General features: G+C 62.4%; 11 protein-coding genes. 1 reads left to right on the top strand and 10 read right to left on the bottom strand.

Annotated features, from left to right (window positions below):
- Positions 1 to 15 precede the first annotated feature (15 nt).
- Complete coding sequence (locus Thiosp_RS08985; RefSeq protein ID WP_201067895.1) at positions 16 to 1,338, bottom strand: TRZ/ATZ family hydrolase; 1,323 nt, start codon at positions 1,336 to 1,338, stop codon at positions 16 to 18.
- Positions 1,339 to 1,515: 177 nt separating this feature from the next.
- Between Thiosp_RS08985 and mtnA the strand changes: the two genes are divergently transcribed.
- Positions 1,516 to 2,583, top strand: coding sequence for an S-methyl-5-thioribose-1-phosphate isomerase (gene mtnA, locus Thiosp_RS08990; RefSeq protein ID WP_201067894.1), 1,068 nt, complete (start codon positions 1,516 to 1,518; stop codon positions 2,581 to 2,583).
- Positions 2,584 to 2,615: 32 nt separating this feature from the next.
- Here mtnA and Thiosp_RS08995 read toward each other — a convergent pair whose 3' ends face one another.
- The 9 genes from Thiosp_RS08995 to Thiosp_RS09035 form a co-directional block, all read right to left on the bottom strand.
- Positions 2,616 to 3,062 (bottom strand): hypothetical protein, encoded by a 447-nt coding sequence (locus Thiosp_RS08995; RefSeq protein ID WP_201067893.1) that lies wholly within the window; start codon positions 3,060 to 3,062, stop codon positions 2,616 to 2,618.
- A 232-nt stretch (positions 3,063 to 3,294) separates the two neighbouring features.
- The gene (locus Thiosp_RS09000; RefSeq protein ID WP_201067892.1) at positions 3,295 to 4,713 is read right to left on the bottom strand and encodes a MiaB/RimO family radical SAM methylthiotransferase; all 1,419 of its coding nucleotides are present in this window, start codon (positions 4,711 to 4,713) and stop codon (positions 3,295 to 3,297) included.
- A 25-nt stretch (positions 4,714 to 4,738) separates the two neighbouring features.
- Complete coding sequence (locus tag Thiosp_RS09005) at positions 4,739 to 5,416, bottom strand: hypothetical protein (RefSeq protein ID WP_201067891.1); 678 nt, start codon at positions 5,414 to 5,416, stop codon at positions 4,739 to 4,741.
- A gap of 93 nt (positions 5,417 to 5,509) precedes the next feature.
- A complete protein-coding gene (locus tag Thiosp_RS09010; RefSeq protein ID WP_242518711.1) occupies positions 5,510 to 6,064 on the bottom strand; it encodes a hypothetical protein in 555 nt (184 codons plus the stop codon).
- 8 nt (positions 6,065 to 6,072) lie between these two features.
- The gene (gene speE / locus Thiosp_RS09015) at positions 6,073 to 6,942 is read right to left on the bottom strand and encodes a polyamine aminopropyltransferase (RefSeq protein WP_201067890.1); all 870 of its coding nucleotides are present in this window, start codon (positions 6,940 to 6,942) and stop codon (positions 6,073 to 6,075) included.
- Between the two features lie 73 nt (positions 6,943 to 7,015).
- Positions 7,016 to 7,348: an ArsR/SmtB family transcription factor gene (locus Thiosp_RS09020; RefSeq protein WP_201067889.1), complete on the bottom strand. Its 333-nt coding sequence runs from the start codon at positions 7,346 to 7,348 to the stop codon at positions 7,016 to 7,018.
- 85 nt (positions 7,349 to 7,433) lie between these two features.
- Positions 7,434 to 8,360 (bottom strand): response regulator, encoded by a 927-nt coding sequence (locus Thiosp_RS09025; protein WP_242518710.1) that lies wholly within the window; start codon positions 8,358 to 8,360, stop codon positions 7,434 to 7,436.
- Between the two features lie 64 nt (positions 8,361 to 8,424).
- Positions 8,425 to 10,884 (bottom strand): ATP-binding response regulator, encoded by a 2,460-nt coding sequence (locus tag Thiosp_RS09030; protein ID WP_201067888.1) that lies wholly within the window; start codon positions 10,882 to 10,884, stop codon positions 8,425 to 8,427.
- A gap of 72 nt (positions 10,885 to 10,956) precedes the next feature.
- Positions 10,957 to 11,457 carry a low molecular weight protein-tyrosine-phosphatase gene (locus Thiosp_RS09035; protein WP_201067887.1) on the bottom strand — a complete coding sequence of 167 codons (501 nt, stop codon included), beginning with the start codon at positions 11,455 to 11,457 and terminating at the stop codon, positions 10,957 to 10,959.
- Positions 11,458 to 11,930: the final 473 nt, after the last annotated feature.

An 11,930-nucleotide genomic window follows, 5' to 3' on the forward strand; every position in this document is an offset into this window, starting at 1 on the left:
TGTTGCGCGTGGCAGTCAGGGCTTTGGAGCCTCGGCAATGCGCTCGCCCCAGGCGCGGGCTTCACTCAGCACTCTCTCGGGCTCAAGCGTGAGCGGCTCGCCGTCGCGAATCACCTGTTGTCCGGAAATCCACACATGACGCACCTGGTGGCTGCTTGCGGCATAGACGATCTGCGAGCAGGCGTTGTATAGCGGTTGAGTATGCGGGTCGCGCAGGTCCAGGGCGACCAGGTCGGCGGCTTTGCCGACCTCGAGCGAGCCGGTTTCCTCATCCATGCCGAGTGCGCGCGCGCCATTGAGCGTGGCCATGCGCAGTGCCGTTGCCGCCGGCAGGGCCGAGGCTGAGCTGGCCACGCCCTTGGCGAGCAGAGCGGCGGTGCGCATCTCGCCAAGCATGTTGAGGTCGTTGTTGCTGGCCGCACCGTCGGTGCCCAGGGCGACATTCACGCCGGTCTTGAGCAGCTTGGCGACCGGGCAGAAGCCGCTGGCGAGCTTGAGGTTGGATTCCGGACAGTGCACCACGTGGGCGCCGCTTTGTGCCAGGCGATCAATCTCGCTGTCGTCGAGCTGGGTCATGTGAATGGCGACCAGCAAGGGGCTCAGCAGGCCGAGCCGGTCAAGCCGCGCCAGCGGGCGCTCGCCATGATCGCGCAGGGACTGGGTCACTTCGTCGCGGGTCTCGTGCAGGTGGATATGCACTGGCACCTGCAGCTCCTCGGCCAGAGTCGCGACCCGTTGCAGGGGCTCCTCGGAGACTGCGTAGGGGGAGTGGGGCGAGAAGGCGGTGCGGATTAGATGGTGGTCGCGGTAGCGCTCGTGCAGCGACAGGCCGCGGCTGACGTATTGCTCGGGGTTCTCGGCGTAGCGGGTCGGAAAATCGACCACGATCATGCCAATGAGCGCGCGCATGCCCGCCTCTGCCGCGACCCGGGCGGTGACCTCCGGATAAAAATACATGTCATTGAAGCAGGTAATGCCGCCGCGCAGCATTTCGAGCAGCGCCAGCCGGGTACCGTCGGCGACGAAGTCCGGATCGACCCAGCGCCCCTCGGCGGGCCAGATGTGCTCGTGCAGCCAGGTCATCAGCGGCAGGTCGTCGGCGAGGCCGCGCAGCAGCGTCATGGGCGAATGGGTGTGGGCATTAATCAGCCCGGGGATCAGCGCATGCCCTGCGAGCGTCAGGTTGGTCTGGGCCTGAATTTGCGCTTGTGCCTCGGCGCGCGGTAGCAAGGCGGCAATGCGCCCGCGTTCGATGGCAATACTGTGTTGCGCGAGGGTGCTGTCCTCGGCGTCGACCGGCAAAATCCAGTCTGCATGGATCAGGAGTTCAACGTCCATTCAGGCCTCATTGGGAGCTATCTCGAAGGGGAAATGCGATGGCCGATCCGCGGGGGATTCTGGGGTCTTCGCCGTCTCATGCTGCCCGGGAATCGGCGGGCTTGAGCGAACCGGTTAAAAGATTAACAATGGCGCGCCGCGGGATCGGCCCGCTACTGTGCCATAAGGGTCGCAAACATGGAAACCACAAACGCCTTGGTCGCTCATCCGGATCACGCGGTGCTCTGGCAGGACGAGCGCCTGTATCTGCTCGATCAGCGGCTGCTGCCGGAGCGCACAGCCTTCATCACCTGTGAGAGCGTGCAGCAGACCGCCGCGGCCATCACCGACATGGTGGTGCGCGGCGCGCCAGCCATTGGCGTGGCGGCGGCCTATGGGGTGGTGCTCGCGGCGCGTGCGCGGGTGGCGGATGCCGGCAATCACTGGCACGAGCGCATCGAGGCCGACCTGCAGCAACTCGCCGCAGCGCGCCCAACGGCGATCAATTTGTTCTGGGCCATTGAGCGCATGCGCGCCTTTATGGCCACGCTGGATCATCTCGACCCGGTGCCGGCGCTGCTGGCCGAGGCCAAGCGCATCCATGCCGAGGATATTGCCGCCAACCAGCGCATTGGTGAGCTCGGGGTGGCGCTTATCAAGGCCCCAACCGCCGTGGTCACCCACTGCAATGCCGGCGCCCTGGCCACCGGTGGCTATGGTACCGCGCTCGGTGTGGTGCGCAGTGCCCATGCTGCCGGCAAGATCACTCGCGTTTATGCTGACGAGACCCGACCCTGGATGCAGGGCAGCCGCCTGACCGCCTGGGAGCTAATGGAGTCCGGCATTCCAGTCACCCTGCAGGCCGACGGCGCCGCCGCCAGCCTGATGGCCGGGGGCGAGATCGGCTGGGTCATCGTCGGCTCTGATCGCATCGCCGCCAATGGTGATGTGTGCAACAAGATCGGCACCTTCGGCCTGGCGATTCTGGCGCGACATTTCGGGGTGAAATTCATGGTCGCGGCACCGACCTCGACCATCGACCTGTCCGTTGCCAGTGGCGCGGAGATTCCGATCGAAGAGCGCGCGAGCGATGAAGTGCTGTCCTGCGGCGGCAAGCGCCTGGCGCCTGAAGGGGCGGTGGCGCGCAATCCGGTGTTTGATGTAACGCCAGCCGCGCTGGTCGATGCCATCGTGACCGAGCGCGGCGTGGTTGAGAAGCCGGACGCGCAGAAGATCGGCGCTCTGATGGAGCGAGACCGCGATTAAGCCTTGGCCGATTGCGCAGGTGGAAGGGGCGATCAGACCTCGAGAATGTAGGCCATTGTCTTATAGAAGAACTCCATCCATTGTTCTTCGTTCTGGAAATGGACGTACTGTGCGCGACCGCTATAAGGCTCCCGCGCCGAAGTGTACTGAAGCGTGCCATCGCCAGCGAAGTCGACCGAAAAGCTCCGGTACCCACCGGGCACCATGAGTTTGATGCCATGCGGAGCTTGCGGACCGCCGAGCACCTCGGCGATCAGGCCCGCTAAGCGGTCGTTGCGGCGGTCGAAATCAGTCGGCCAGATCTGCTTGAGCAGATCGACTTTGACAAATTCGTTCTGGATATCGCGAAAGGCCGTGAGGAGTGGCTCGGCGGCCTTGGCACGAGCGGCTGCGCTTGAGTCTTTCGACTCTTTTTGCTGCATCTGAGACTCGCCGCCCTGTTCAGCCTTTTGGCGAATTTTACTCAGAGTGTCGTTCATCCTTTTCGCTCCGGAAGGGGCGTTGGTCGGTTTCTGCTGCCTTTACCCTAGTGACAGGGTGTCATGGTCCAGGCTGCCCAGGATCATGAGCCTTGGTCTGATGCATCGCGCGGCGGACGGCAGCGTTCGGGGAGACGGCGAGCCGTCACAGACCTGCGTTCTCTGCGATTCTATAGGGGAGTATAACGCGAGCGTCCCCGAGTAAGGAAAATTCACCAAAGTGCTTCTCCGTTTAATGCGCAAGGGTTTCTGCCATACGCCGGGACTCGCCTTGTCGGGGAACGGCATTTGCCTCAAAAAGTGGTAAGCCGATCAGTGCCTTGCCATCTGGGCTGACGTCGGTCAGGACGACGGGGGCGATGCGGTTTTGCCACCCGCTGGCCTGCGTTGTCTGGCTCGTCTGAAGACGCACCGGCAAATAGTTGAGCGTGTAGCCAAAAGCCGTCTCGCCGCCCGAATCGGACAGTTCGCGTTCGAAGAGTACAGTGTCGGTGCGTCCGAGCTGCGCTCGCAAGGCCTCGGTCTTTAACCTGTCGGCGAGTTGTTGCAGTATCCGCACGCGCTCGCGTCTGATGTTCTCGGGCAACTGGTCAGGCATCTCGGCAGCGCGAGTGCCTGGGCGGCGGGAGTAGTTGAAGATATGCAAGTGGCCGAAACCAATCTCCGCGACAGTGTCCAGAGTTTGGTGCCAATCGTCATCGGTTTCGCCAGGAAAGCCGACGATGATGTCGCTGGTGAGATTGAAATCGGGGATTGATGCGCGCGCCTGGGCAATCAGCGCGCGGTAGGCTGCGGTGTCGCAGCGTCGAGCCATGTGGCGCAGGATGCGATCGGACCCGCTCTGCAGCGGCAAGTGCAGATGCGGCGCGAGTCGCGGGTTCTCGAACAGGCGCCAGAAGCGATCATCCAGACCCCAGGGTTCGACCGAGCCCAGGCGCAGCCGTGGGATGTCGGTATCGCACAGCACAGCCGCGATCAGATCCTCGAGCCGATAACCGAGGTCAGCGCCATAGCCCGCGGCATGCACGCCCGTTAGCACGGCCTCCTGAACGCCGACATCCGTTGCGGTGCGCACCTCGGCGACAATGTCTTCCAGCCTGCGGCTGCGTTCGCGCCCGCGTGCGATGGTGGTCACGCAGAAGGTGCACTGGTAACGGCAGCCGTCCTGTATCTTGACGAATGCCCGTTGGCGGCCGCGCGCAAACAGGGGATTGACCGCCTCGGTTTCTGCCGTGGCGGGCATGACCGGCAGGGCCAGCTCAAGCTGCGCGATCTCCACCAGCCGATCCTTCTCGGCATTGGGGATCAGCAGGTCGATGGCGCTGAGGTCAATCCCGGAGTGATCCACCCCCGCTTCGTCCAGCGCCGTGGCGCAACCGCTGACGATCAGGCGCGCGCGTGGATTCTGGCGCTGCACCCGTCGCAGGAGTTGGCGCGATTTACGCACGGCCTCGGCAGTGACGGCGCAGGTATTGACGACCAGCAGATCGACCGGAGGATCGCCCGGCTGTTCGGCGTCTTTGTCCTCACGGCAGGACTCATTGCAGGCCTGTCTGATGGGTTGGTGGCCGAGCGCCTGGAATTCTCGCGCCCAGCGCTGGACTTCGGCCTCATTGAGCCGACAGCCAATGGCTTCGAGTCGAATGCGCATGGAGTCAGAGCCCTGAACGCTGTGATTAGCGTCGCGGCAGGATCAGCACCACCGCGTTTTCGTCGTTGCTGCGCGTCATGGCGCTGAGATCGGCATCCGGTGGGACACCAATGCGGCGCTGAAAGCCGCCGCTCGAGAAGCTAAAGCTGCGACGATACCCGGCCCCGTCCTGGCTGTGTTGCTCCGAGCGGCTGACGCGCTCCCTTTTGCTGCTGATCAAAAGGCCACGACCGCGTGGTTCGATCTGAATGTCCGCGGCCTTCTGATCGGGGGCGAGCCGGATTGTAAGTCGGTACCCCTGGTCGGTGATGTCACGCACCAACTCGGGCATAGAGCGGGAAAAACGCGCGGCGCCTTGGGTGTTAGCAGCCCGACTGCGGCTCGGTCCATAGCCCGCATAGGCGCTGGGCGGGTAGGGCGTTTGGCTGGGGTACTGGCCATGGTATTGACTGGGGTATTGGCTTGGGTACTGGTTAGAGTATTGGCCGGGAATGGGCCCTGGGCCATAGCCGTACCACTGGGATGGCGGAATGGGCGCAGCGGTTTGATCAGGTGCGCCTGTCGCCGGGACATTGTCTGAGGGCGACTGCGCCAAGCTTTCGGTCAGGGGGAATGCGAGGAGGGCGCCGATCAAACACGATGAAAGCAGGATGCCTGTCATCGGACGATGGCCTGACCTGCGGTGGTGAAGGTTGGCGGTCATGGGCGGTGCTCCTTTGGAAGCTGCAGGATTCTGGTTCTTAGGCACTGGAACGGAATCTTTGCGAGTGCCAAACGATTCTCTCGATGGTCTCGATTATAGCCGCGTGGCATCTTTTGATGAGGTGTTTGCAGCGGTCATGCGGCGCACCAGTACTTTGCTGGCCTGGTCGATGAGGCCAGCGTCAAGCAACCAGTCGCGGGCATCCTCGGCGTCTTGCTCGAACCAGGCCCGGGTGCTGCCAAGGCGAAAGGAATAACCCCAGGCATCCATGTCGGCAAAGAGCCGGGCGCGCGGGATACCGAGCAATTGCTCGCCGATGAGAATCTGCAGCATGCAGACGGCGTTTTCCTCCGCCACAGTGCCGCCGGCGTCGGTGTGGAGTGTCGCGCGGCGTTGCTCATCCATGCAAATGAAGTGACAGGCCTCGTGCAGCGCGGAATGCACCGGGGTGTCAGGTCGCACCAGCAACTGGTTGCCGACCAGGCCAGCCTCGGGGGCGCCCCAGTAAGAACCGGGAATCTCGGCTTTGGCCGCCAGTTCTCGCACGACTAGGCCGTAACCAGCGAGTGCCGTGGCAATTCGGGGGCGCTCAGCCGCGCCGAAGCACAATACTTCGGCCGGACTGGCGGGCGCGCGATTGCTGGCCATCGCACCACTCAAAGCACTGTCGGAGGCTTGGCCATGGCCTCGACAAAGAACTGGGGCGCGGCCAGGGATGCTTGGTGCATCGCTGCGTTGTAATACTTGGTGGCAAAGCCGGGCGTCTGCGCTGCCTCGCGGCGCCAGTCCGCGAGCGTGCGGTCCTTGGATGCCATGGTGGCACTCCACCAGCCGGAGGGATAAATGGCCTGCGGAAAGAACAAAGTGCGCTGGTCGGCAAAGCCTGCTTCGTTGAGATCGGCATACATGCCACGGATGATGTCCATATTGTAGAGCGGCGATTCGCTTTGCTGCACCAGCAGGCCACCGGGTGCCAGCGCCGCCAAGCAGTCGCGGTAAAAGTCCGCGGTGAACAGCCCCTCGGCCGGACCGACCGGATCGGTGCTGTCGATGATGATCACATCCAGGCTCGCCTTGTCGACCTGGCGAATCCAGGCGATGCCGTCTTCAAACAGCAATCGGGCGCGTGGGTCCTGGTTGCTTTCGGTCAGCTCGGGGAAGAACTGCTCGGCCACCCGGGTCACGCGCTCGTCGATATCGATCTGCATCGCCAACTCGACATCCGCATGCTTGAGCACTTCGCGCAAGGTGCCGCAGTCGCCGCCACCGATGATGGCGACATGACGCGGTGCCTGATGCGTGAAGAGCACCGGGTGGGACAGCATCTCGTGGTAGAGGAAATTATCCCGGCTGCTCAGCATGGTGAAGCCGTCGATCACCATCAGGTGGCCGAAGCCTTCGGTGTCATACACCTCAATGCTCTGGTAGGGCGACTGCTCCTCATGCAGCTTGCTCTTGATGCGCAGTGAGAAGGCGCTGCCGGAGTTGTCGGCGATCTCGGTGAACCATTGCTCAGGATTCAGCATGATGTTTCCAGTGATCGGTGGTCGGTGAATGCTTTAACAGTTGCCGCGGCGGCGCGTTTTCGGCTTGAGAGTATCAGCGCGGATAATGATCATCGAGATTTGCGGGGCAGAGCACGTCGCGCATGATTCCGATCAGCTCCAGCAACTGACCGTTACGGATGCGATAGAAAATGCGGTTGGCGTCCTTGCGGGCAATGACGATGTTCTTGTTGCGCAATTGCTCAAGGTGCTGGGAAATGTTGCTCTGCGAGGTGCCCGTGCGCTCGACGATTTCACCGACCGAGAGCTCTTGGTCCCCGAGCGAGCAGAGAATTTTCCAGCGCAGCGGATGCGCCATGGCCTTGAGCGCGTTGGCGGTCAGGGTGGTATTTTCCGGGCTCGGATGTTGTTCTGGTTGTTCGCTCATGTTGTTCAGCCCTCCTACCGGGTGCCGGGACCTGGAGGTTGTTTCGCCCGGCGCGGATAGCCATCCATCAATGCGTGTCTTGCCTTTAGGGCGCGACGGGTGCTGCCGCCAAGGCGAACTCGTCCGCGCGTTCCGCGTTGTCCAATCCTTGTTCGTGCTCCTGTGGCGCGTCTTCCTCAGGCAGGCGAATATACCCTGTCATGTTCTTGGCGATACAGATAATGTCGCTGATGCGGTTGTTCGGGTCCAGCAAAGCGGTACGCGAGAACAGGATGGGCACGCGCAAGCCGTCTTTCGCGATGAAGCGCGCGTCGATCTTGCTTAGCGCGCCGGTGCGGATTAGCGCCTCCAGCCAGGTGCCCATGAAGGCGCCAGCTTCCTCGTCGCCATCTTCTTCGAAGACATCGCCAATGGCCATGCCGTTCAAATCCTCTGCGCTGTAGTTGAGCATAGCGCAGGCGGCCGGGTTGGCGAACTTGATCTCGCCTTCAGGGTTGAGCACCAACAAGGCCTCGCCCATGTGGGTGATGATGCGCTCGTTGTATTGTTTCTCGCGCTCGAGCGCGGCGGTGCGCTCGGCGACTTTCTGTTCCAGCACGCGATTGAGACCGCGCTCTTTCTCGATGAGCCGAAAATAGGTGCTGATTTTGTTGATCAGCAGCAGATCGTCGATCGGCTTGAGCAGATAATCGACCGCACCCACGGCGAAGCCGCGTTGCTGGAATTCTTCCGACTTAAAGGCCGCGGTCAGGAAGATAATCGGAATATCGCGCGTGCGCTTGCGCAGCTTGAGCAAGGAGGCGGTCTGAAAACCGTCCATCTCGGGCATCTGAACATCAAGAATAATCAGGTCGATATCGCGCTGGTCAAGGGTGATGTCGATGGCCTCGCGCCCGCTCGTGGCCTCCAGCACCTCGGCATCCAGGTGCTTTTGGATCAGGGTGCGCAAGGTGTAGAGGTTGTGCTGATGGTCGTCGACGATCAGGACCTTGTAACCAGGTTTCACGGGCATGGCGGTGGCGTTGCTTGATGTTGGATCGGGGAGCGGAGCGGGATTCATCACCCAGGGACGCGCGTTAGCCGGAAGCACCTTGCTGCCCGCTTGGATCACCGGGCGCGGACGACTGATCAGAGGAGTCGCGCGCGGCGGATGTTGGGCTGACAAGGCGATCGATCAGCGCGATTAGCTCGTCGGCCGCCAGCGGTTTGCCGCAAAAGGCGGCGGCGCCGGAGGCCAGATAGCGTTGCGCGGCCGGATCATCGCGCGGCCCGGTGACGATCAGCGGCAGCTGCGCGCAGGCTGGATCTTCGCGCAAGCGCGTGATGCTATCACAGGTGTCCGCAGGCTCGGCCAGCGCGCCAAGCATCACCAGCGCGCAGGCAGGGTCTTCCTGCAGAGTTTCGAGCGCCTCGTCGACGTCGGCGGCGGTCTGCACGCGCAGCCCGAGGTCTTTGAGATCGTCGGTCAGCTCGAGCAGGCTCTCGATGTTGCGCTCAAGCAGCAGCACCCAGCCGTCGCCCAGGTCGGTTCGGGCATGGCCGGTTTGGTTATGGTCGGACGCCGGGAGCTCGGAGGAGTCGTTCGTGTCCCGGTCCTCAATCGCGGGTGCCAGATGCGTGCTGATCGGCGCCTCGTGGCTTTCGAGGATTTCGACCGAGGCGATGTCTCCGGGGTCGAGCGACAAGGGCAGCGCTAGGGTGAACCGGCTGCCTTGATTGAGGGCGCTGTCGACGGTGATTTTTCCCTTCAGCAGCCCGGCCAGCTCGCGGCTGATGGACAGACCCAGCCCGGTGCCGCCATAACGCCGGCGGGTCGAGCCATCCGCCTGCTGGAAGGCGTCAAAGATAATCTCTTCCTTGCCAGGCGGAATGCCTATGCCGGTGTCGCTGACGCTGATGGCGAGCGGGTAGTGCGCGTCGCTGTGGGCCTCGGCGGTGAGCAACACCTGGCCGTGATGGGTGAACTTGGCGGCGTTGGAGAGAAAGTTCTTGATAATCTGGCGGATCTTGTCGCGATCGCTGTAGAGACGGGTCGGCGCGTTGGAGGCGATTTCCAGATTGAGCCGCAGCCCTTTGGAGGTGAAAATCGCCTCGGTCAGGTTGACCAGTTCCTCGAGCATGGAGGGCAGGTCGACCCATTCCAGGCTCATGGTGACCTGGCCCGCCTCGATGCGCGAAATATCCAGGATGTTGTCGATCATGCCGCGCAGATCGGTGCTCGCCTCATGAATCACCTGCGCCTGGCGGCGCTGTTCGCCCTCGAGACCGGATTCCTTGTCCGCCAGCATTTTCGATAGCAGCAGGATGGCATTCAGCGGCGTGCGCAGCTCGTGACTGACGTTGGCGAGAAATTCTGACTTGAAGCGGTTGGAGCGCTCCAACTCGCGGGTATGCTGGCGCTCCGCGGCGATGTGCTCGGCATGCGAGCGGGACAGGGCGCTGAGCTGTTCGCCAAGCTCGCGCACCTCAAAGGGGCCGCGCCAGTGCAAATCCAGTGGCTTTCCTTCGCGCAGTATGTGCTGCACCCCGGCGGTGAGCTCGCGGCCGAAGCGCTCGGCACGGCGTGCGATCGCCCGCGCCATCACCATTACCACCATGACCAGCACCAGCACAATGGACAGCACGCGCACGATCAGCGTGTTGCGAAAATCAGCGATGGGGGAGGAATCCACCGGCCGTCCCACCCACAGTGGCAGCGCGTCTTCGGTCAGGAACATGGGCACCCAGAGGTAAGGCTGGCCAGTGCTGGACTTCGATAAGGCCAGCTTGCCTTCGGCAAACAGTTGCTCGAGACCGGGAAAATCCTCAAAGGCCTCGGCCCCGTTGCTAATCGGCTGGCCAGGCTTGAGATAGCTGCCGCTGTGGTGCACCCACAGGGTGTTGCGATAGAACTGCGCCAGACCGCCGACATCCACGGTCATCAATAAGAGCCCGGGTGTTGCTGCGCCGGCTTGAGTCGGTTCGCCAATGGGGCTTGCAAGCTGCAAGGTGAGCAACTGGCGCGGGTCGCGCGAGGCGGCATAGGGGTTGACCCGAATCCGGCTGACCATCACCTCACCGGGCGCAAGCTTGCCTGCGGCATTGATGAAACCCTGATTCGGCGGCGCGGGTGGGGTCTCGGTGGGGTGCCACTCCAGATCCTGCGCATCGCGCTCGAGCCAGAAGCGCTCATGGCCGAGGTGATCGAGAAACAGAATCTGAATGATGTCGCCTTGGTCCGACAGCATCTGATTGATCCAGCTGGTGTAGCGCGCGCGTGCCAGATCAACCTGCTGCTCGCTGGTGCCAGGGCCGGTGCCGGTACCGAGCAAAATGCCTGGGTCCGGCAGCTTGGCCAGCAGCCGGATGATCTCGTCGCGACTGGCCAGGTGCTGGTCGAGATCGCGAAAATCCGCGCGCAGATTTTGCAGATAGGCCTTCTGGAAAAACATGGCGGTGCGTTCCACCACCAGCGGCAGATTGATCACCACCGCCAGCGTCAGCGGCGCCAGGCCAAACAGCAGCAGCAGGGCAAGGATGTAAAAGCGCAGCTTCATCCGGAATCAGCCCGAAGCCAGAATCCTAAAAAAGGTGGGAGCGAGACTGGGCGCTCTGGCAAGCAAGACTGCTCAGAGCCGACGACGGATGTCTTCCAGTAATCCGGCAGCCGCTGTTTCGACCAGATCCAGCACCCGGTCGAAGCCGCTTGGACCGCCATAATAGGGGTCGGGTACCTCCCGCACCGACGCATTCGGGGCGAAGTCCATAAACATCCGCAGTCGGCTGGTTAGTCCTGGTGGGCACAGCTCTCTCAGGTCGCGGAAGTTGTCCCGATCCATCGCCAGCACATAGTCGAACGCATGAAAATCCTCCACCGTCGCGCGCCGCGCCCGAATATCGCCGAGCTCGATCCCGCGCAGCTGCGCAGCCTGAGTGGCGCGCGCATCGGGCGGTTCGCCAACATGGTAGGCATGGGTGCCGGCGGAATCGATGGTGATCCGATCGGCGAGTCCCGCCTGTCGGACCAGATGGCGAAAGACGCCCTGCGCCGTTGGTGAGCGGCAGATATTGCCCATACAGACGAAAAGCACGCGCACGGCGTCTGCTCGGTTGTTGGTGGTGTCGGTCATGAGGCTCCCCTGTGCTCATTCAGTCCTGATTCAGTGATGGTTTGCGGTCGTCGGCCAGCGCGATTGCACTCACTCGCAGGTCATCGAAAATTTAGCACGATTTCCCGATACCAGGGGTGGGCGAGAGTATTAGCATTGGCTGCCGGATATGCTGCATGAGCATCCTGGTGCCCAGCCAATCTTCACGCAGACTACCGGATTGGATCTGGCCCATGCACCCGATTGCAGCGCATCGCTAACACTGCACAATAATGGTGCGCTTGCGCGGCCGGCGGGCAGGGTTTGTGCGAGTAGGGAGTTTTACTTTGCCATGACATTTGTGCAGCGGAGCCTCACCATTTTAGCGCTCGTGCAGGCGCTTGTTTGATGAAGCACAAAAAATCCGAAATTTCCTGTCGCTCGTGCTGTCGTTGTCCCCGGCGCAAAGACTTGGCACGCTATATGCTTAACTAATATCGACGGACTCTTTTCCT

The organism is Thiorhodovibrio litoralis (assembly GCF_033954455.1).
GTDB lineage: Bacteria > Pseudomonadota > Gammaproteobacteria > Chromatiales > Chromatiaceae > Thiorhodovibrio > Thiorhodovibrio litoralis.

Coding starts and splice junctions, on each gene's coding strand:
- Thiosp_RS08985 (WP_201067895.1), bottom strand. CDS start 1,338: ATGGACGTTGAACTCCTGATCCATGCAGACTGGATTTTGCCGGTCGAC.
- mtnA (WP_201067894.1), top strand. CDS start 1,516: ATGGAAACCACAAACGCCTTGGTCGCTCATCCGGATCACGCGGTGCTC.
- Thiosp_RS08995 (WP_201067893.1), bottom strand. CDS start 3,062: ATGAACGACACTCTGAGTAAAATTCGCCAAAAGGCTGAACAGGGCGGC.
- Thiosp_RS09000 (WP_201067892.1), bottom strand. CDS start 4,713: ATGCGCATTCGACTCGAAGCCATTGGCTGTCGGCTCAATGAGGCCGAA.
- Thiosp_RS09005 (WP_201067891.1), bottom strand. CDS start 5,416: ATGACCGCCAACCTTCACCACCGCAGGTCAGGCCATCGTCCGATGACA.
- Thiosp_RS09010 (WP_242518711.1), bottom strand. CDS start 6,064: ATGGCCAGCAATCGCGCGCCCGCCAGTCCGGCCGAAGTATTGTGCTTC.
- speE (WP_201067890.1), bottom strand. CDS start 6,942: ATGCTGAATCCTGAGCAATGGTTCACCGAGATCGCCGACAACTCCGGC.
- Thiosp_RS09020 (WP_201067889.1), bottom strand. CDS start 7,348: ATGAGCGAACAACCAGAACAACATCCGAGCCCGGAAAATACCACCCTG.
- Thiosp_RS09025 (WP_242518710.1), bottom strand. CDS start 8,360: ATGCCCGTGAAACCTGGTTACAAGGTCCTGATCGTCGACGACCATCAG.
- Thiosp_RS09030 (WP_201067888.1), bottom strand. CDS start 10,884: ATGAAGCTGCGCTTTTACATCCTTGCCCTGCTGCTGCTGTTTGGCCTG.
- Thiosp_RS09035 (WP_201067887.1), bottom strand. CDS start 11,457: ATGACCGACACCACCAACAACCGAGCAGACGCCGTGCGCGTGCTTTTC.